This is a genomic window from Rhodovulum sp. BSW8, from assembly GCF_003314725.1.
Lineage (GTDB): Bacteria > Pseudomonadota > Alphaproteobacteria > Rhodobacterales > Rhodobacteraceae > Rhodovulum > Rhodovulum visakhapatnamense.
On the sequence record NZ_QNVX01000005.1, the window covers coordinates 18,639 to 36,024 of the forward strand.

A 17,386-nucleotide genomic window follows, 5' to 3' on the forward strand; every position below is an offset into this window, starting at 1 on the left:
GGCCACGGCTCAGGGCTGGGGGACGCCGCCCCCCAGCACCTCGGCGAACCAGGCGCTGTCGATATTGCCGCCGCAAAGGATCACGCCGACCCGGCGCCCCGCCATCATCTCGCGTTCCTGCATCAGCGCGGCCAGAGGGGCCGCACCCGCGCCCTCGGCCACGTTATGGGTCGCCCGGAAGTAAAGCCGGATCGCCGCGGCAATCTCTTCGTCCGAGACCGAGACGATGCGCTCGGCGCCCGCCGAATAGATCGCGAAGGCCTCGGCCACCGGCACCCGCACCGCCAGCCCGTCGGCGAAGGTGTGCGCGGTGGGCGTCTCGACCAGATCGCTCGCGGCCATCGAACGCAGCACGCAATCGGCGTTTTCCGAGACCACGCCGACGATCCGGGTCGACAGCCCCAGCGCGTCGCGCGCCGCGATGGTGCCGCAGATGCCCGACCCGCAGCCGATCGGCACATAGACGGTGTGCAGGTCGGGCTGGGCGGTGAAAAGCTCCAGCGCATAGGTCGCGACGCCGCGCACCAGCTCGCGGTGGAAGGGCGGCACCGGGACCAGCCCCTCGGTTTCGGCGACGCGGAAGGCTTCTTCGCGGGCAGTGTCGAAATCGGCGCCGAAGATCCGCAGATCTGCGCCGAAGGCCCGCATCGCGGCGTTCTTCTCGACCGAATTGCCCTCGGGCACGTAGATCCGCGCGGTCATGCCGGCGGCGCGGGCGGCCAGCGCCTGACCCTGACCGTGATTGCCGCGGGTCGCGGTGACGATGCCGGGGCAGTCGGGTTGCGTGCGGGCCAGCCAGTCGATGAAGGTGAGCGCGCCGCGCAGCTTGAAGGCGCCGGTGGGGGTGTGGTTCTCGTGCTTGACCCAGACCTCGGCGCCTGTCGCCTCGGCCAGCAGCGGCCAGGGGTACTGCGGCGTGGGCGGCATCCGCGCATGGACGAGCCGGGCGGCCTCTTCCAGATCGTCGAGCGAAAAGAGCGGGTCAGCCATGGCAGGGGTCCTTTGCATCGGGGGCGGTCAGCAGGCGGTCGAGCGCATCGACCAGCGTGTCGGGGCCGGGGGCCTCGGCCCTCAGCGCCGCGATCGTGCGTTGGGCAAGGGCGGCGCGGCGGCTCTGTTCGGGGCCGTCGAGCGCGGCCAGCGCGGCGGCCAGATCCTCGGCCCCGGTGACGGGGATCGCGGCGCCCGCGCGGTCGAGCTTGGCATAGGTGTCGGCGAAATTCGCGACATGGGGGCCGTGCAGGATCGCCGAGCCCCCGGCCGCGGGCTCGAAGGGGGTATGACCGCCCTTCGGCACCAGCGATCCGCCGACGAAGCTGGTCCCGGCCAGCGCGACCCAAAGCGCCATCTCGCCCATCGTGTCGGCCAGCAGCACCGGCCGGGCCGGGCCGGGGGTTTCGCCTTTCGAGCGTGTGGCATGGTCGAGCCCGGCCCGGGCGATCAACGCGGCGATCTCGGGCGCGCGGCGCGGATGGCGCGGGGCCAGGATCAGGCGGGCGCCGGGATCGGCGCGGTACCGCGCGGCGAAGGCGGCCAGCACGGGGGCCTCTTCGCCCTCATGGGTCGAGGCCGCCAGCACCGTCCTGTCGCGGGGCAGACACGGCGCAAGCCGGGCCAGCTCGTCCGGATCGGGGGCCGGGGCGGGGGCGAAGGCCTTGAGGTCGATCACCGGGCCGATCCGGTTGCCGGGCAGGCCAAGTGCCGCGAAGCGGTCGCGCGACCCGGCATCCTGCGCCGACAGAAAGCGGATCGCCCCGGTCAGCCGCCGCGCAAGCCCCGGCAACCGGCCCCAGCGCGCGGCGCTGCGCGCCGAAAGCCGCGCGCCCGCCACCAGCACCGGGCGGCCCTGCCGGGCCATCTCGCACAGCCGGTTCGGCCAAAGCTCGCTTTCGATCAGGATCAGCGCGCGCGGCTGCCAGCGCGCCGCGAAACGCCGCAATGTCCAAACATAGTCATAGGGCGCCAGCCGCACCGCGACCCGGGGCAGGTTCCAGCCCGCGACCAGCGCGCGCCCGGTCAGGGTGTTGCAGGTTACCACCAGCATCAGATCGGGCCGACGCACCAGCAGCCGCTCGATCAGCGGCCGTGCCGAGGCCAGCTCGCCGTTCGAGGCGCCATGCAGCCAGACCGTCGGCGCGCGCGGCTCCAGCGCCCCGCGCGGTCCCGCCAGCCCGAGCCGCTCGCGCGCCCGGGCGCCCTCGCGCAGCAGCCGCAGGGCAAGCCCCGGGGCCGCGAGGGTCAGAACCAGCCGGTAGCCCAGAAGGGCGACGGACGGGGCGGGGCGGACGAGGGGCGGCACGCGGCCTCCGGTGAGGTCAGTTGGGCGCCTGGGATGGCAGCCACTGGGACAGCCACCGGGGCGGTTCGGATCGGTGCGCAAAGGGTTACGTGCCCGGTGCCGGACTGGCAAGGCACAGCGCCCTGCGGCCTGTTTCCCTCTTGCCATACCTTCCCGACCGTGGGGTGTCAGGCCATTGCCGCGCGCAGACTTCTGTGGCATCACCGGATCTGGAAGATTTCGAACTGGAGAGTTCAGCCGCATGGCCGATTACGCTGCCCGCCGCGAAGCGATGGTCGATACTCAGGTCCGCCCCGCGGACGTCACCCGTCTGCCGATCATCGAGGCGATGCTGGCCGTGCCCCGCGAGGCCTTCGTGCCCGCCCGCCTGAGCGAGGCCGCCTATATCGGCGAGAACCTGCCTCTGGCCCATGACCGTGTGCTGCTCGACCCGCGCACCTTCGCCAAGATGCTTGAGGCGGCCGATCTGGGGCCGGGCGATCTGGTGCTCGATCTGGGCGCCGGGCTGGGCTATTCGGCGGCGGTGATGGCGCGGATGGCCGATGCCGTGGTGGCGCTGGAGGAAGACGGCACCATGGCCCGCGAGGCCGAGACGACCCTGGCCGAGCTGGGTGTCGACAATGTCGCGATCGAGGTCGGCCCGCTGACCGAGGGCGCGCCCAAGCATGGCCCCTATGACGTGATCGTGGTCGAAGGGGCCATCGAGACGCTTCCCCAGGCCATCGCCGATCAGCTGAAGGAGGGCGGCCGCGTCGTCGCGGTCTTCATGGAAGGCGCCCTGGGCGTCGTGCGCATCGGCTGGAAGGTCGAAGGCGCGCTGAGCTGGCGGTTTCTGTTCAATGCAAGCGCCCCGGTGATGCCGGGGTTTGCCCGCGCGACGGAATTCCAGTTCTGACACGTGGGAGACATAAAAGAGCCGCATCGAAGAAGGGCGGCCTGACAAAGGCAAAAAGCCAAACGAGGCACGGATATGAGCAGTTTCCTTCGATATTTCGCCGGCACGGCTCTGTCGGCCACGCTGTCGCTCTGGGCGTCCGGGGCGGCCCAGGCCGAGACCCTGACCGACGCCCTGATCGCGGCCTACAAGAATTCGCATCTGCTTGACCAGAACCGGGCGCTCTTGCGCGCGGCGGACGAGGATGTGGCTCAGTCGCTGGCGCTGCTGCGTCCGGTGATCGCCTTCGCGATGTCGGGGGCCTATACCGACCCGGCCTCGGCGGCCAACGGAGGGCAGAATACCAGCGCCTCGGCCGAACTGACGGCGACGCTGACCGTGTTCGACGGCGGGCAGAACCGGCTGGCGCTCGATGCCACCAAGGAAACCGTGCTGGCCACGCGCTCGGCGCTGATCGGGATCGAGCAGGACGTTCTGCTCTCGGCGGTTCAGGCCTATATGGACGTGTTCGCGGCCCTGCAGAATGTCAGCCTTGCCGAGAACAATACGCGGCTGATCTCGGAAGAGCTGCGCGCCACCGAGGACCGGTTCGAGGTCGGCGAAGTCACCCGCACCGATGTGTCGCTGGCGCAATCGGCGCTGGCCGAGGCGCGGTCGAACCTGGTCGCGGCCCAGGGCGCGCTGGCGACGGCGCGCGAATCCTACAAGCTGGCGGTGGGCCATTATCCGGACACGCTCAGCGGCATCCCGAACCTGCCCAGCGTGCCCACCTCGCCCGAGGCCGCACGTGCGGTGGCCGTGCAGACCCATCCCGACATCATCCAGGCCCAGCACAACGTCACCGTGGCCGAGCTGAACCTCGCGCGTGCCAGGGCCGCCCAGGGTCCCAGCGTGACCGCCTCGGTCGGCTATCAGCGCGACGACAATTCCGACGAAGGCGTGACCGGTCAGATCCAGCTGTCGCAGACCCTCTATGCGGGTGGCAGGCTTTATGCAGCCGAGCGTCAGGCGGTGGCCAATGTGCAGGCGAACCGCGCCGGACTTCTGCAGACCGTGCGGCTGGTCGAACTCGACGTGGGCAATGCCTGGTCGGGTCTGGCCGTGGCGCGGGCCCAGCTTGGCGCCAGCGACCAGCGGATCGAGGCGGCGCAGCTGGCCTTCGACGGGACCAAGGAAGAGGCCCGGCTGGGGGCTCGCACCACGCTGGACGTGCTGGACGCCGAACAGGATCTGCTCGACGCCCGCACCGCACGGGTGCAGGCCGAGGCAGACCAGTACACGGCCGTCTACAGCGTGCTGTCCTCGATGGGCCTGCTGACCGCCAAGCATCTGGGGCTTGGCATTCCGACCTACGATCCGAATGCCTATTACAACGCGGTCAGTTCGGCTCCGCCGAAGAGCCTTCAGGGCGGCAAGCTCGACCGCGTTCTGCAAAGCATCGGCCGCAACTGACGCGCCTGCCGGTTGTGTCCGGGGGGCGAAGGGTCTAGGCTTTCGCCCCGTAAGGTTAACCGTCTTTCCGGTACGGAGCCGTTCCATGGCCGAAACGCGCAGCATCGTCGATCCCGCCGGTCTTCGGCCGACAGCAATGGCGCAGGAGCCGTCGCGCCCCCGTCTGGGGCGTCTGGTGCTGACCCCCAATCTGCGCGTGCGGGCCGAACCCGAGACCGCCGGATCGGCACGCCCGGTTCCGGTCCTGCTGCGCGGGCCGCTGGCCTGCGAGACGGCGCCCGATGTCGACCCGGGCGCCGCGCGCAAGCGCGCTGCTGCCGTGGCCGATCTCGCCGAGGCCAACCGGCGCGAGGCGGCTTCGCTGGAACGCCGCATCGCCGAGCTTGAGGCGGCAATGGCGGGGGCCGAGGCCGATTGGGAAGATCCCGAGACCGACGATGTCTGGCTTGATGCCGGATGGGCCCGGCCCGGCCCCGTGCCGGGCGTGGCGGGGCAATCCGAGGGGGCTCTGGCCGATGCGGCCGCGGTCCGGGCACTGGTCGCCGAGGTCGTCCGGCAGGAACTGCGCGGGGCGCTGGGCGAGGGCATCAGCCGCAATCTGCGCAAGATGGTGCGCCGCGAAATCGCCCGCGCTTTGGCCGAACGCGATCTCGACTAGGCCGGCCCGTTTCCCCGCAAATCGCAGACGGCAGGGTGCAGGTCCCTGCAAACGAAAAACGCGCCCTTTTGGGCGCGCGTTTCGGTGTAAACCGGCATCGGAGGGTCAGGCGGCTTCGGCCTGCTCCTGGCTGTGACGGCGTTCGCTTTCTTCGCGCGACAAGGCAACAGAGGTCCGCACGCCGCGCGACACGAATTCCATGAGACCGCGAACGACCCGTTCATTAGGATCGATCCCGGCGCAGGACAGGACTTCGCGACCGTCGCGAGACCGCGCCCAGCGCGCGATCTGTTCGGGGCCGTTGCCATATTTCTTGTCGTCCGCTATTGCGTCGTCCAACGCGGCGAGCACCACAGCAGCGAACAATTTCCGGGCACGATGCCCCTGTTCGTGATTGAACGCCGTGCCATCAACGAAATCGACCATCTCGTCGTCCTTTTATTCTTGCTCTTGCATTTCGGGCGTGCGGCCGAATATGACGCTTTTGCTGCGATTCGGTATTCTCCATTTGGCAGACCGGCCATGCACTCAGCGCATGGCTCGCGCGCAAAAGAGACCGGATCTAGTCGCCTTGCCAGCTCGACACCGACAAGATATAGGTGCCGCCGAATGGCGATCAACCTTCTCTTAAGAGTTCCCGCATGGCCAAGATCAACGGCAACGAAATCCGTCCCGGTTACATTCTGGACCATGACGGCGGGCTGTGGGCCGCGGTGAAGGTCGATCATGTCAAGCCCGGCAAGGGCGGCGCCTTCGCCCAGGTCGAGCTGCGCAACCTGCGCACCGGCACCAAGCTGAACGAACGCTTCCGCAGCGCCGACAAGGTCGACCGGGTCGAGCTGGAGCGCAAGGACCAGCAGTTTCTCTACGAGGCCGAGGGCATGCTGGTGGTGATGGATACCGACAGCTATGAACAGACCGAGCTGCCCGCCGATCTTCTGGGCGACCGCCGTCCGTTCCTGCAGGACGGCATGACCGTGGTCGTCGAATATTACGAGGCCGAGGCGCTGAACGCCACGCTGCCGCCCAAGGTCACCTGCCGCATCGCCGAGACAGAGCCGGTGGTGAACGGCCAGACCGCGGCGAAGAGCTTCAAGCCGGCAGTGCTGGAAAACGGGGTGCGGGTGATGGTCCCGCCCTTCGTGGGGCCGGGCGAAGAGATCATCGTCAACACCGAAACCATGGAATATTCCGCCCGGGCCTGACGGTCCAGGCGCTCAGGCGCCAAGCGCGGTCAGGCAGCGGTCGACCAGACTGCGATAGCCGCCGCCGAACAGCCGCAGATGCACCAGCGCGGGCCAAAGCTGATAGGCCGCCCGCCGCATGGGCCAGCCCGGTGCAGGGGCGCCGTAGCGCGCGCGGAAGGCCGGGTCCGGCGTTCCGAAGAGTTCCAGCATCGCCAGATCGACCTCGGCATCGCCATGATAGCAGGCGGGGTCGATCAGCGCGGCGCCGTCTGCGGTGAACAGCACGTTGCCAGACCACAGATCGCCATGCAGCAGCGAGGCCGCTGGCCGCCTTGGGATCAGATCGCCAAGCCGCAGGGCCAGCGCCTCGACCCGGCGGGCGATGTCGGCGGGCAGTGCCTCGGGCCAGGCCAGAAGCCGCCGCTCGGCCCAGAAGCCCGGCCAGTCGCCTGAGGCGCCGTTGGGGATCGCGGCCGGGCCGAAGGCATAGTCTTCGGGCCAGCCATAGGCCGCGCCCGCCGTCGCATGCAGCCGGGCAAGCCCGTCGTCCAGTGCCGCCCAGCCGTCGGGCATGGCGCGGCTTTCGGCCAGGTATTCCAGAACCAGCAGACCCTCGGTCACCGCGATCACCTGCGGCGCGGGCGCTCCGGCCGCGGCAATGGCCCTCAGCATCCGGGCTTCGGTCGCGACCCGGAGGCCGGTCTTGGCGACAACCTGGCGGCCGTCGCTCAGGGCGACCCGGACCACTTCGGACAGATCGCCGCCCTGCATCGGCTCGATCCGGGCGACGGGGGCGCCCAGCAGCGCCTCGAGCGCCGCGCGGTCAGCCATCCGGCCAAAGCACCGTCGCCGTTCCCGCCGTCATCCGGGGCGCCACCCGGTCGAAGCGCAGATGCGCGATCGCCAGATCGCCCGCACGGGTATAAAGTGTGCCAGCCTCCTTGCCATTCGCCTCGATCGGCGTGCCGGGCGGGGCCGTGCCCTCGATGCCGACGGTGGCAAGGCCCTTACGGAGTTCTGTCTTGTGCTTCATCCGCGCGGTGACCTCCTGGCCCACATAGCAGCCCTTGCGGAAATCGACGCCATGCAGCCGTTCGAACCCGGCCTCGAGGATGTAGCTGTCGTCGGGGATCAGCTCGATCCCGGTCTCGGGGATGCACTGCGCGACCCGGATCGCGTCCCAGTCGATGACGGGCGCCGTGCCGGGCGTTTCGGAATAGGCGCGCCAGCCCAGCGCCTCGTGGCGCGGATCGGGCAGGGCGCCGTCGGGGGCAGGGCCAAGCCCGCGCAGCACGTTCAGCCCCGAAGGCGCGATCTGCACATCCGAGCGCAGCTTGTAGATCGTCAGGCGCCGCGCCAGCGCCTCGGCGACCGACGTGCTGACATCCAGCAGGATCGCCCCGTCGCGCTCGGTCAGCAGGAAATCCGCCAGATACTTGCCCTGGGGGCTGAGCATCGCGGCATAGACAAGCCGCCCCTCCAGCGCCGAGACGTCGTTCGTGACAAGCCCCTGCAGGAACTTCGCGCGATCCGCGCCGGTGACCTTCAGAACCGTCCTGTCCGCCGCCTGCTCGCCCGTCATGGTCCGCCTCCCGCTATGCCGTTTCCGGCCCGAAGGTGTCAGGACTCGGCGGCGAATTGCAAGCGGTAGAGCCCTGCATAAAGCCCGCCCTGCGCCAGCAAGTCCTCGTGACGCCCCTCTTCGCGCACCTGACCGGCCTCCATGACCACGATCCGGGCCGCGTCGCGAACGGTGGCCAGGCGGTGGGCGATCACCAGCGTGGTGCGGCCCTTGGCCAGATGGCTCAGCGCCTCCTGCACCGCGCGTTCGGAATGCGCGTCCAGCGCCGAGGTGGCCTCGTCCATCAGCAGGATCGGCGCGTCGCGCAGCAGCGCCCGGGCAATGGCCACGCGCTGGCGCTGGCCGCCCGACAGGTTCGAACCGCGCGGCCCGGCCGGGCTGTCGAGCCCGGCGGGCAGGCCCGGCAGGAATTCGTCGATATGGGCCGCCTCGATCACCTCGCGCAGAGCCGCCTCGGGGACGTCGCGGCCAAGGCAGATATTGTCGCGCAGGCTGTCGTCGAACATCGGCGCGTCCTGGGTCACGACCGAGAAAAGATCGCGCAGCTCGGTCAGCGCCAGATCGGCGACCTCGACCCCGCCCACGGTGACACGGCCCGATTGCGGCTCGACCAGACGGGTCAGCAGGTTGAAGACGGTCGACTTGCCCGCGCCCGAAGGCCCGACCAGCGCGGTCGTCTCGCCTGCCTTTGCGGTCAGGCTCAGCCCGCGCAGCACCGGCGCCTCGCCATAGGACAGATGCACGTTCTCCAGAATGACATCGCAGGTCGCGGCCGGGGCGGGCAGGGATTTCGGCCGGGCGGGGGGCAGGATGGTGGCGCGTTCGGAAAAGACCGCGTGGATACGTTCCAGGCTGGCCAGCGCCGCCTGCCAGGCGCCCGAGACATTGCCCAGCCGCCGGAGCGGCTCGAAGACCAGCGCGATGGCGGTGAAGAAGGCCATGAAATCGCCGACGGTCTTGCCGCCGTCGATGATCTGCAGCCCGCCGAAGACCAGAACGGCGGCAAAGCCGACACCGCCCACCAGATCGACGAGCGCGGGCATCCCGGCCTGACCGGCCTGTGCGCGCAGCTGCACGTCGATGAAGCGCGAGACGGTGGCGCCGAAGCGGCCCTTCTCGCGGCGTTCCATGCGGTTGAGCTTGATCGTGACGATGCCATGGAACATCTCGTCCAGCCGTCCGGCGATCCGCGCGGCCTCTTCGCGCGCGCTGCGGGCGGTGCGCCGGATCCAGCGTTGCAGCATCATCAGCGGCACCACCAGAAGCGGCACGCCCGCCATGGTGATGGCGGTCCAGACCCAGTCGATGGACAGAGCCACCGCCAGCAGCGAAATCAGCGAGACCAGATCCCGGCCCGCCGCCGTCAGCACCGTGTTCCAGACATTGGCCGCGGCGGTGGTATCGCCGCGCACCCGTTCTATCAGCCCGCCCGGCGGGTTTCGCTGAAAATAGGACCCGTCGAGGTCCAGCAGGTGATCGACCATGTCCTTTTGCAGATCGCCGGTGATCGCCAGCCCGGCGCGGGCCATCAGTACCCGCTGGCCGAAGCCGCTGAGCGCGCGGGCCAGGAAGATCGCCAGCACCGCGCCCGCGACGACCGGGATCGCGCCCCGCTCTCCGGCGACGAAGATCCGGTCGAACATCGGCTTGAAGCTGTAGCTGAGCAATCCGAGCGAGGCGCCCTCGACCGTCATCAGTGCCAGTGCGATGCCGATGGTGGCCGAATGGCGGCGCAGATAGCCGCGCCAGAGCCAGCCGAAGATCTGTGCGCCGCCCGCCATGCTAGCGCCGCTCCGCCCGGAAGGCGGACTCGATGGCGGCGGGATCGTAGCGGGTGGCGATCCAGTCGCGCAGCGTCATCGGGGTCTTGGCGCAATCCGCCTCGAACCGGTCGAGCACCACGTCGAGAACCCCGGCCTTCGAGCGGCGCGAATGCAGGTAGCGCCAGGACAGCATGGTTCGCGCCCTGGCGACGGGGGCGCCCTCGGCATGGATGAGATACAGCGCCGAGGCAAAGCCCGCCCGGTCCGAGCCCGACTTGCAATGCATCACCATCGGCCGTTCGGCCCGGTCAAAGAGATCCAGCAGCGCCAGCAGGTTTTCGCGCGGGACCAGCCGCCGGGCCTTCAGCGTCACGGTTTCAAGCCGCAGCCCCAGTGCGGCGCAGGCCTCTTCCTCCAGCAGGCGGTGCGAGTCCTGACGCGGCCCGCGCAGCGAGATCACCGTGCGGATGCCCATCTCGCGATAGCGCCGGAGCCGAGCGGCCGAAGGGTGGTTCGACCGCCAGACGCCGGGCGCGATCTGTTCGAGATTGGTCCAGAGGATCCGCAGGAAGGCATGGTCCATCAGGTGGAAATGCAAAAGCGCCACCCGCCGCGCGCCGGGCACCGTCAGGTCGGTGCCGTGGCGCCGGGTCATCCGGCGTTCGAACGCCTCGAAACGGGTTTTCAGAAGGTCGAACATCTGGGGCCTTGGCGCGGAAACACGAGGCCGCGAGATAGCCCGAAACCCCGCCCCTGACAAGCAATTGACGGGTTCCCGGGGGAGGCATAACAGAACTTGGGTCAAGTGCGGAGTCCCCCATGAGCCTCAGATACGGCCGCCCCTACCTCGCCATTCCCGGCCCGTCCGTCATTCCCGACCGGGTGCTGCAGGCGATGCACCAGCCCGCCCCCAACATCTATGGCGGCCCGCTGGTCGATCTTGTCGAAAGCGTCGTGCGCGATCTCAAGGCGGTGGCGCGGACCCGGCACAAGGTCGCGATCTACATCGCCAACGGCCATGGCGGCTGGGAGGCGTCGCTGGCGAACGTGCTGGCGCGGGGCGACCGGGTGCTGGTGCTGGCGACCGGGCGGTTCGGCCATGGCTGGGCCGAGGCCGCGCGGGCGATGGGCGCCGAGGTCGAGATCCTCGATTTCGGCAATCGCGCGACGGTCGATCTGGGCCGGGTCGAAGACCGGCTTCGGGCCGACACGGGGCACGAGATCCGCGCCGTTCTGGTCAGCCATGTGGACACCGCCACCAGCGTCCGGAACGACGTCGCTGGGGTGCGCGCGACGCTCGATGCCGCCGGGCATCCGGCGCTTCTGATGGCCGACTGCATCGCCTCGCTGGCCTGCGACCGGTTCGAGATGGACGCCTGGGGCGTCGATGTGATGGTTGCCGCCTGCCAGAAGGGGCTGATGGTGCCGCCGGGCCTGGCCTTCGTCTTCCTCGGGCCGAAGGCCGAAGAGGCACGGGCGCGGGCCGATCTGGCCACGCCCTACTGGGACTGGACCCCGCGCGCCAACCCGCAGGAATTCTATCAGTATTTCGGGGGCACCGCGCCGACCCATCATCTGTACGGCCTGCGCGCCGCGCTCGACATGCTGGTGCATGAAGAGGGGCTCGAGGCTGCCTGGGACCGCCATGCCCAACTGGCCCGCGCGATCTGGGCCGCGATCGAGACCTGGGGGCAGGGCGGGCCGATCGCGCTGAACATGACCGACCGGGCCTTGCGCAGCCATGCCGTGACCTCGGTCCGGATCGATCCGCCCCATGGCACGGCGCTGCGCGAGTGGCTGAGCGAGACCGCGGGCGTGACCCTTGGCATCGGTCTTGGCATGGCCGCGCCCGGCGATCCGGCCTGGCACGGGTTTTTCCGGATCGGCCATATGGGCCATGTGAACGCGCATATGATCCTTGGTGCGCTCGGCACGATGGAGGCCGGGTTCAAGGCGCTGGGCGTCGCCCATGGCGCGGGTGCGCTCGAGGCGGCGGCAGGCGTGATCGCGGGGCGCTGAGCGGCTCAGGGCAGGGCGATCTCGGCGATAAGCCCGCGATGGTTGGACCCGAGATCGGCGCCGAAGGGACTGAGGCGGACGAGCCGCGCGCCGCCGCCGACCAGAACCTGATCGACGGGCACTCCGAACCGGCCGGCGCCCACGGGCCAGGTCGCGACCGGCAGGCGCGCGGTCGCCATGCCGGTTTCGGCACTGATCTGCGACAGGGTCCGGCTCCAGGGCGCGGCGTTGAAATCGCCGATGGCGACCGCCGGGTCGGGCAGCCAGCCAAGCTGGGCGGTCAGCCGGCCCAGCTCGGTCTCGGCCAGGCCCGACATCCAGGGTTTCAGAAGCTGGAGCCCGGCCAGAAACACCCGTTTGCCGCTGGCGGTCTCGATCTCGGCCACCGCATAGCGGCCGGGCCAGACCGGGTTCAGCGCCATCGCCCAGAACCGCCTGGGACGGGTGCGCGCCGCCAGCACGATCTGGCAGGCCCCGGGGCTGCAGGGCGAGACGAAGCCGTAGTGCTTCTGCAACAGCGGCAGACCCGCCGCGACCGCCTCGGCCTCGGCAAAGAGGACGATATCGGGGTTCGTGTCGATCACCGCGCGGATGATGGTTTCGGCGGGGGTGCGATTGCCCGAATAGGCGTTGAAGAAGAGGATGCGCAGATCGGGGGCGCGATCCGACAGCGCGGGCAGGCTCTGGCGCAGGTGCAGCGCCCCGAGCCCGGCCAGCGCAGCCAGCGCGGCGAGGGCCAGGCCCGGGCCGAGACGGCGCAAGCCCAAGGCCGCCGCCCCGAGCGACAGGCCCAGCGCGCCGCCCAGAAGCCAGGGGGCGAGCGAGTCGAGGATGCGGGCCAGCGGCCCGGCCGCGCTGCCGCCCGGCACGAAGCGCGCGCCCGCCCCGGCCAGAAGGGCCAGGCTTGCCGCCATCGCCAGCGCCCCGGCCGTCTGAGGTTTCCAGATCACCGCCCGTCTCCCGCCGCCCTCTTTCCGACTGGCCGAGTGCGGGTCCGGCGTCAAGCCGGCGCCGCTCAGAACGGCCAGACCAGCAGGATCATCGGCACCGAGACCGCGATCACGATGATCTCGAGCGGCAGGCCCATCCGCCAGTAATCGCCGAAGCGATAGCCTCCGGGCCCGAGGATCAGCGTGTTGTTCTTGTGGCCGATGGGGGTGAGGAAGGCGCAGGAGGCCGCCACCGCCACCGCCATCAGGAACGGATCGGGGCTGACCCCCAGCGCCTGGGCCATCTGGATGCCGACCGGGGCCGCGACCACGGCGGTCGCGGTGTTGTTCAGCACATCCGACAGGCACATGGTCGCCACCATCAGCGCGGTCAGGATCACCCAGGGCGGCATGTCGCCGGTCAGCCCGACCAGCATTTCCGCGATCAGCCGGGTGCCGCCGCTTTCCTCCAGCGCCACGCCAAGCGGGATCATCGAGCCGAGCAGCACCACCACCGGCCATTCGACATGGGAATAGACCTCGGTGATGGGGATGATCCGGGCCAGGACATAGCCCACGACGACCAGGCCTATGGCGATGGTCAGATCGACCAGCCCGACGCTTGCCGCCGCCACCGCCGCCGCGAAAAGCCCGATGGCGACCCAGGTCTTGCGGGTATCGGTCACTGCCAGCCCGCGATCGGCCAGCGCCAGACAGCCCAGCCAGTCGACCACGTCCTGCGCCACGTCCTGCGGCGTCAGCAGCAGCAGGATGTCGCCCGGCCTCACCCTGGTCTTGCGGATCTGCTGGCGGATCGGACGGCCCTGCCGCGAGATCCCCAGCAGCACCGTGCGCCGCCGCCAGGCCAGCCCGACCAGCTGGGCGGACCGCCCGGCGATGCGCGCCTGTTCGGGCACCACGACCTCGACCACGGTCAGCCCCGCGCCCTCGGCCTTCAGCCGTTCCTCGTTGGCGCCCTCGGCGAAATCGAGCGAGAGTGCCGCGCGAAACTCGTCCAGCGCCTCGGGGCTGGCCTCGATCACCAGCGAGTCGCCTGCCGCCAGCGCGGTGCCGCGCTGCAGCCCGTAAAGCCGCTTGCCGCCCCGGACCAGTCCCAGAAGCGCCACGTCGTTGGCCTCGGCCTCGGGGTCGAGATCGGCCAGCCGCTGGCCGATCAGCTTCGAGCCTTCGGGTACCGTCAGCTCGGCGATATAGGAGGAATAGTCCGACATCGGGTCGGCCGAGGCGTCAAGCCCCGCGCTTTTCGGGATCAGCCGCCAGCCGACCAGCGCGACGAAGGCAATCCCCGCCAGCGCCGCGACGCCCCCCACCGGGGCGAAGTCGAACATGCGGAAGGATTGCCCGGTCGCGTCCTGGCGAAAGGCCGCGATGATGATGTTGGGCGGTGTGCCGATCAGCGTGACCATGCCGCCCAGGATGGTGGCGAAGGACAGCGGCATCAGGCTCAGCCCCGGCGCGCGGCCCGCCTTGCGCGCGGTCTGGATGTCGACCGGCATCAGCAGCGCCAGTGCGGCCACGTTGTTCATGAAGGCCGACAGCAGTCCGCCGATGCCGCCCATGATCGCGATATGGGCGCCAAGTCCGCGCGCGCTGTTCACCAGCGTCCGGGTGATCAGATAGACCGCGCCCGAGCGCACCAGCCCGGCCGAGACCACCAGGACCAGCGCCACCACCAGCGTCGCGGGATGGCCGAACCCCTCGAAGGCGCGGTCGGGTTTCACCACGCCCAGCAGCACGGCCGCCATCAGCGCCGCGAAGGCCACCAGATCGTAGCGCCACCGGCCCCAGATCAGGGCGACGAAGACGGTGGCAAAAAGCGCAAACAGTATCGACTGGTCCTGGGTCACGAACGGGTCTCCCGGCTGTCCGGCGCCCGGGCGCCGGAGGGTTTCGCCCGGCTCAACGTCCCGAGCAGGCTTGCAGGTCCGCGTCTGCCTGACATATAGAGAGCCCCGTCGAATTCAGAAAGCCAAGTGGGGTTCCATGGCAGGCCATTCCAAATGGGCGAACATCCAGCACCGCAAGGGGCGGCAGGATGCGGCGCGCTCCAAGCTGTTCTCGAAGTTCAGCAAGGAGATCACCGTTGCCGCCAAGATGGGCGACCCGGACCCTGACAAGAACCCGCGCCTGCGCCTGGCGATCAAGGAAGCCAAGGCGCAGTCCATGCCCAAGGACAATATCGAGCGCGCCATCAAGAAGGCGATCGGCGGCGAGGGCGACAATTACGAGGAAATCCGCTACGAGGGCTACGGCCCGGGCGGGGTTGCGGTGATCGTCGAGGCGATGACCGACAACCGCAACCGGACCGCGTCGAACGTGCGCTCGACCTTCACCAAATATGGCGGCAACCTCGGCGAGACCGGGTCCGTTGCCTTCATGTTCGAGCGGATGGGCGAGATCGTCTATCCGGCCTCGGCGGGCGATGCCGACACGGTGATGATGGCCGCCATCGAGGCGGGTGCGCAGGATGTGGAAAGCTCGGACGACGAGCATGTGATCTACACCGCCGATACCGACCTCAACGAGGTCGCCACCAAGATGGAAGCCGAGCTGGGCGAAAGTCAGTCCACCAAGCTGATCTGGAAGCCCGGCAATACCACCGAGATGGATCTCGAGGGCATGCAGAAGCTGATGAAGCTGATCGACGCGCTCGAGGATGACGACGACGTCCAGCACGTCACCACCAATTTCTCGGCCAGCGACGAGGTGCTGGAACAGCTCTGAGCCCTTGGGGGCGCAGTTTCAGGCCGCGCGGGTCCGGTGACGGGCGCGCGCGGTTTTCATTTCAGCTTCTGCAGCGTCGAGTCCGAGGCATAGCCTGCCAGCAGCGCGGCGCGCCAGTCGAGGATCTGTTCGCCCATCGCGGCCAGCACCAGAAGTCCGACGATGCAGGAAAAAAGCCCCAGCGCCAGATAGGGTCGGGCCTCGCGCCAGATCCGTACCCAGACCGGCGGGGCCGCCGCCTCCAGCGCCCCGGACGGGGTCGCGGGCAGGGCATGGCGCACAATCGGCAACACCACGCTGATCGCCACGCCCAGGATCACCCATGGATACATCGTCCAGACTTCCATCCCGCTTTCCCCCTTTGCCTGGATGCTCCGCCCGCCGATCATAGCCCGCGCGGCCGCGTCCCGCATCCGTTCCGGCGATCCCGATGTGCCGACGCGGCGCATTTCCCGCTTGGCGTGTGCTTGGGCTGGGCCCTAGACTGACCCCGCGCCGGCGCTCCGGCGCTGCAGGAGGGGTCCATGGCCGAGCCGGCGAGCCACGCGATCGGACGTTTCGACAAGTCGTTCCTGATCCACATGATCAAGGATTTCTTTCTGGTCCTGCTGGCGGTCACGGTTCTGGAATTCGCGCTGAAGGCGGCACTTGTCTATTACAAGTTCGAGACGCGCGGGCAGGATCAGGCGCGGGCCGTAGCCGAGGATCTGGCCGAGAACATCCGCGCCATCATGCGCAACGAGGGCGGGCCGGTGGCGGCGCGCACGATGTACCCGATCCTCGAACGCAACTGGGACGATCTGGGCTACAAGATCGCCATCTCGCCCTCGCCGGTCACGGTCCGCTCGATCGAGGCGCTGTTCGGCTTCACCCCCGAGGGGATCCCTCTTGGCGACTGGCCCGACGGCCGGTTCCGCGAGGCCGAGGTCGAGATCGCCGCCGAGACCTTCTGCCTGACCTGCCATGCCGAGGCCGAGGTGGGGCAGGTGCTGGGCCGCGTCACGGTGCGGGACTATCTGGAACGGGACTTCGCCGTCTGGCTTGATGACGTGACGCTGAGCGCGGGGCTTGCGGTGGGCAAGATCGTGCTGCATTCGATCCTGCTGTTTCTGATCCTTCGCGCGCGGATGGAACCGCTTTTGCGCCTGCGCGGCACGGTGGCGGGGCTTGCGCGCGCCTTCGGGACGCTCAGCGAACGGGCAGAGGTGCGCACCGCGGACGAATTCGGCGCGCTCGCCCATGATCTGAACCTCTTTCTCGACCGCATCAGCCGGTTGATCGACGAGCTGAACGCGGTGCTGCGCCGGGTGGTGCGGGTCAATGACGACATCGTCTCGGTGCAAGGCGCGCTGCGCGGGCAGGTCGACCGGCTGGTCGGGGGGGTGCGGCGGCTGGAACGCGACGCGATGCTGAGTGCCAAGCGCGAACCGCTGCTGTCGCAGGCCTGGTTCGATGCAATCAAGGGCGCGGTCGCCGATCTTGATGCGGCGCTGGCGCGGGCGGGCGAGGCGCCGCAGGCCGCCGGACTGGTCTCGGACCTGTCTGCGGTCATCGCCAATGCCGAGGCGCAGATCGCGGCCAGCCAGCGATTGTTCGAGGGGCTCGCGGGGCTTGGCGACGAGACCGAGGCGCTGAAGGGCGCCATCGCCGACATGGTCCGCATGGAGGAGCGCATGAAGCTGATCATCGAGACCGGCGGCACCCTGGTTCAGCGCCTGCGCCCCGATCTGGCCGAGGCCGCGCCCGCGACCCTTCCCGAAAGGCGCACACCCCCCGTCAGAAGCACCTGACCCGATGCCAGCGACGTCCTGCGCGGCCGCGCTTGCATGGCGATCCCCGGCGTGGCAAGCGGGAAGA

17 protein-coding genes are annotated in these 17,386 nt (G+C 69.4%); 7 read left to right on the plus strand and 10 right to left on the minus strand.

Features of this window, described 5'->3' with window-relative positions; all coding sequences use genetic code 11:
- Window positions 1–9: 9 nt before the first annotated feature.
- Together DSD19_RS02310 and DSD19_RS02315 are read right to left on the minus strand one after the other, a co-directional pair.
- Window positions 10–990, minus strand: a complete 981-nt coding sequence (locus DSD19_RS02310) for a threonine dehydratase (RefSeq protein ID WP_113668393.1) — start codon at window positions 988–990, stop codon at window positions 10–12.
- Window positions 983–2,299, minus strand: a complete 1,317-nt coding sequence (locus DSD19_RS02315) for a 3-deoxy-D-manno-octulosonic acid transferase (RefSeq protein ID WP_243627631.1) — start codon at window positions 2,297–2,299, stop codon at window positions 983–985. Before DSD19_RS02315 ends, DSD19_RS02310 begins: the two co-directional genes overlap by 8 nt.
- A 241-nt stretch (window positions 2,300–2,540) precedes the next feature.
- Between DSD19_RS02315 and DSD19_RS02320 the strand changes: the two genes are divergently transcribed.
- The 3 genes from DSD19_RS02320 (at window position 2,541) to DSD19_RS02330 (ending at window position 5,304) form a co-directional block, all read left to right on the plus strand.
- On the plus strand, window positions 2,541–3,194 hold the full coding sequence (locus tag DSD19_RS02320) for a protein-L-isoaspartate O-methyltransferase (RefSeq protein WP_113668395.1): 654 nt from the start codon (window positions 2,541–2,543) through the stop codon (window positions 3,192–3,194).
- A gap of 75 nt (window positions 3,195–3,269) precedes the next feature.
- The gene (locus DSD19_RS02325; protein ID WP_075785092.1) at window positions 3,270–4,646 is read left to right on the plus strand and encodes a TolC family outer membrane protein; all 1,377 of its coding nucleotides are present in this window, start codon (window positions 3,270–3,272) and stop codon (window positions 4,644–4,646) included.
- 85 nt (window positions 4,647–4,731) lie between these two features.
- Window positions 4,732–5,304 (plus strand): hypothetical protein, encoded by a 573-nt coding sequence (locus DSD19_RS02330; RefSeq protein WP_113668396.1) that lies wholly within the window; start codon window positions 4,732–4,734, stop codon window positions 5,302–5,304.
- A gap of 105 nt (window positions 5,305–5,409) precedes the next feature.
- Here the strand turns inward: DSD19_RS02330 and DSD19_RS02335 are convergent, their stop codons facing one another.
- A complete protein-coding gene (locus tag DSD19_RS02335) occupies window positions 5,410–5,730 on the minus strand; it encodes a DUF6280 family protein (protein ID WP_075785094.1) in 321 nt (106 codons plus the stop codon).
- 215 nt (window positions 5,731–5,945) lie between these two features.
- Between DSD19_RS02335 and efp the strand changes: the two genes are divergently transcribed.
- Entirely contained in the window at window positions 5,946–6,509 is a 564-nt protein-coding gene (gene efp, locus DSD19_RS02340; RefSeq protein WP_075785095.1) for an elongation factor P, read from the plus strand.
- A gap of 12 nt (window positions 6,510–6,521) precedes the next feature.
- On the opposite strand, the gene DSD19_RS02345 is transcribed toward efp, so the two are convergent.
- From DSD19_RS02345 to DSD19_RS02360, 4 genes are read right to left on the minus strand one after another with little or no spacing between them, the layout of a single operon-like run.
- On the minus strand, window positions 6,522–7,322 hold the full coding sequence (locus tag DSD19_RS02345; RefSeq protein WP_113668397.1) for a fructosamine kinase family protein: 801 nt from the start codon (window positions 7,320–7,322) through the stop codon (window positions 6,522–6,524).
- Entirely contained in the window at window positions 7,315–8,073 is a 759-nt protein-coding gene (locus DSD19_RS02350) for a folate-binding protein YgfZ (protein WP_113668398.1), read from the minus strand. Before DSD19_RS02350 ends, DSD19_RS02345 begins: the two co-directional genes overlap by 8 nt.
- A 38-nt stretch (window positions 8,074–8,111) precedes the next feature.
- Window positions 8,112–9,854 (minus strand): ABC transporter ATP-binding protein, encoded by a 1,743-nt coding sequence (locus DSD19_RS02355; RefSeq protein WP_113668399.1) that lies wholly within the window; start codon window positions 9,852–9,854, stop codon window positions 8,112–8,114.
- A gap of 1 nt (window position 9,855) precedes the next feature.
- A complete protein-coding gene (locus DSD19_RS02360; RefSeq protein ID WP_113668400.1) occupies window positions 9,856–10,536 on the minus strand; it encodes a tyrosine-protein phosphatase in 681 nt (226 codons plus the stop codon).
- A 119-nt stretch (window positions 10,537–10,655) separates the two neighbouring features.
- On the opposite strand from DSD19_RS02360, the gene DSD19_RS02365 reads away from it, so the two are divergent.
- Window positions 10,656–11,855 (plus strand): alanine--glyoxylate aminotransferase family protein, encoded by a 1,200-nt coding sequence (locus DSD19_RS02365; RefSeq protein ID WP_113668401.1) that lies wholly within the window; start codon window positions 10,656–10,658, stop codon window positions 11,853–11,855.
- A 5-nt stretch (window positions 11,856–11,860) separates the two neighbouring features.
- Here the strand turns inward: DSD19_RS02365 and DSD19_RS02370 are convergent, their stop codons facing one another.
- A complete protein-coding gene (locus DSD19_RS02370; protein WP_113668402.1) occupies window positions 11,861–12,805 on the minus strand; it encodes an endonuclease/exonuclease/phosphatase family protein in 945 nt (314 codons plus the stop codon).
- 65 nt (window positions 12,806–12,870) lie between these two features.
- Window positions 12,871–14,652: an SLC13 family permease gene (locus tag DSD19_RS02375; protein ID WP_113668403.1), complete on the minus strand. Its 1,782-nt coding sequence runs from the start codon at window positions 14,650–14,652 to the stop codon at window positions 12,871–12,873.
- Window positions 14,653–14,788: 136 nt separating this feature from the next.
- Here DSD19_RS02375 and DSD19_RS02380 point away from each other — a divergent pair, with 136 nt between their 5' ends.
- On the plus strand, window positions 14,789–15,529 hold the full coding sequence (locus DSD19_RS02380; RefSeq protein WP_075785103.1) for a YebC/PmpR family DNA-binding transcriptional regulator: 741 nt from the start codon (window positions 14,789–14,791) through the stop codon (window positions 15,527–15,529).
- A 56-nt stretch (window positions 15,530–15,585) separates the two neighbouring features.
- Here the strand turns inward: DSD19_RS02380 and DSD19_RS02385 are convergent, their stop codons facing one another.
- Window positions 15,586–15,876, minus strand: coding sequence for a hypothetical protein (locus tag DSD19_RS02385; protein WP_133260344.1), 291 nt, complete (start codon window positions 15,874–15,876; stop codon window positions 15,586–15,588).
- A gap of 177 nt (window positions 15,877–16,053) precedes the next feature.
- On the opposite strand from DSD19_RS02385, the gene DSD19_RS02390 reads away from it, so the two are divergent.
- Window positions 16,054–17,319 carry a methyl-accepting chemotaxis protein gene (locus tag DSD19_RS02390; RefSeq protein ID WP_243627634.1) on the plus strand — a complete coding sequence of 422 codons (1,266 nt, stop codon included), beginning with the start codon at window positions 16,054–16,056 and terminating at the stop codon, window positions 17,317–17,319.
- The last annotated feature ends 67 nt before the right edge of the window (window positions 17,320–17,386 follow it).

Coding starts and splice junctions, on each gene's coding strand:
- DSD19_RS02310 (WP_113668393.1), bottom strand. CDS start 990: ATGGCTGACCCGCTCTTTTCGCTCGACGATCTGGAAGAGGCCGCCCGG.
- DSD19_RS02320 (WP_113668395.1), top strand. CDS start 2,541: ATGGCCGATTACGCTGCCCGCCGCGAAGCGATGGTCGATACTCAGGTC.
- DSD19_RS02325 (WP_075785092.1), top strand. CDS start 3,270: ATGAGCAGTTTCCTTCGATATTTCGCCGGCACGGCTCTGTCGGCCACG.
- DSD19_RS02330 (WP_113668396.1), top strand. CDS start 4,732: ATGGCCGAAACGCGCAGCATCGTCGATCCCGCCGGTCTTCGGCCGACA.
- DSD19_RS02335 (WP_075785094.1), bottom strand. CDS start 5,730: ATGGTCGATTTCGTTGATGGCACGGCGTTCAATCACGAACAGGGGCAT.
- efp (WP_075785095.1), top strand. CDS start 5,946: ATGGCCAAGATCAACGGCAACGAAATCCGTCCCGGTTACATTCTGGAC.
- DSD19_RS02345 (WP_113668397.1), bottom strand. CDS start 7,322: ATGGCTGACCGCGCGGCGCTCGAGGCGCTGCTGGGCGCCCCCGTCGCC.
- DSD19_RS02350 (WP_113668398.1), bottom strand. CDS start 8,073: ATGACGGGCGAGCAGGCGGCGGACAGGACGGTTCTGAAGGTCACCGGC.
- DSD19_RS02355 (WP_113668399.1), bottom strand. CDS start 9,854: ATGGCGGGCGGCGCACAGATCTTCGGCTGGCTCTGGCGCGGCTATCTG.
- DSD19_RS02360 (WP_113668400.1), bottom strand. CDS start 10,536: ATGTTCGACCTTCTGAAAACCCGTTTCGAGGCGTTCGAACGCCGGATG.
- DSD19_RS02365 (WP_113668401.1), top strand. CDS start 10,656: ATGAGCCTCAGATACGGCCGCCCCTACCTCGCCATTCCCGGCCCGTCC.
- DSD19_RS02380 (WP_075785103.1), top strand. CDS start 14,789: ATGGCAGGCCATTCCAAATGGGCGAACATCCAGCACCGCAAGGGGCGG.
- DSD19_RS02385 (WP_133260344.1), bottom strand. CDS start 15,876: ATGGAAGTCTGGACGATGTATCCATGGGTGATCCTGGGCGTGGCGATC.
- DSD19_RS02390 (WP_243627634.1), top strand. CDS start 16,054: ATGGCCGAGCCGGCGAGCCACGCGATCGGACGTTTCGACAAGTCGTTC.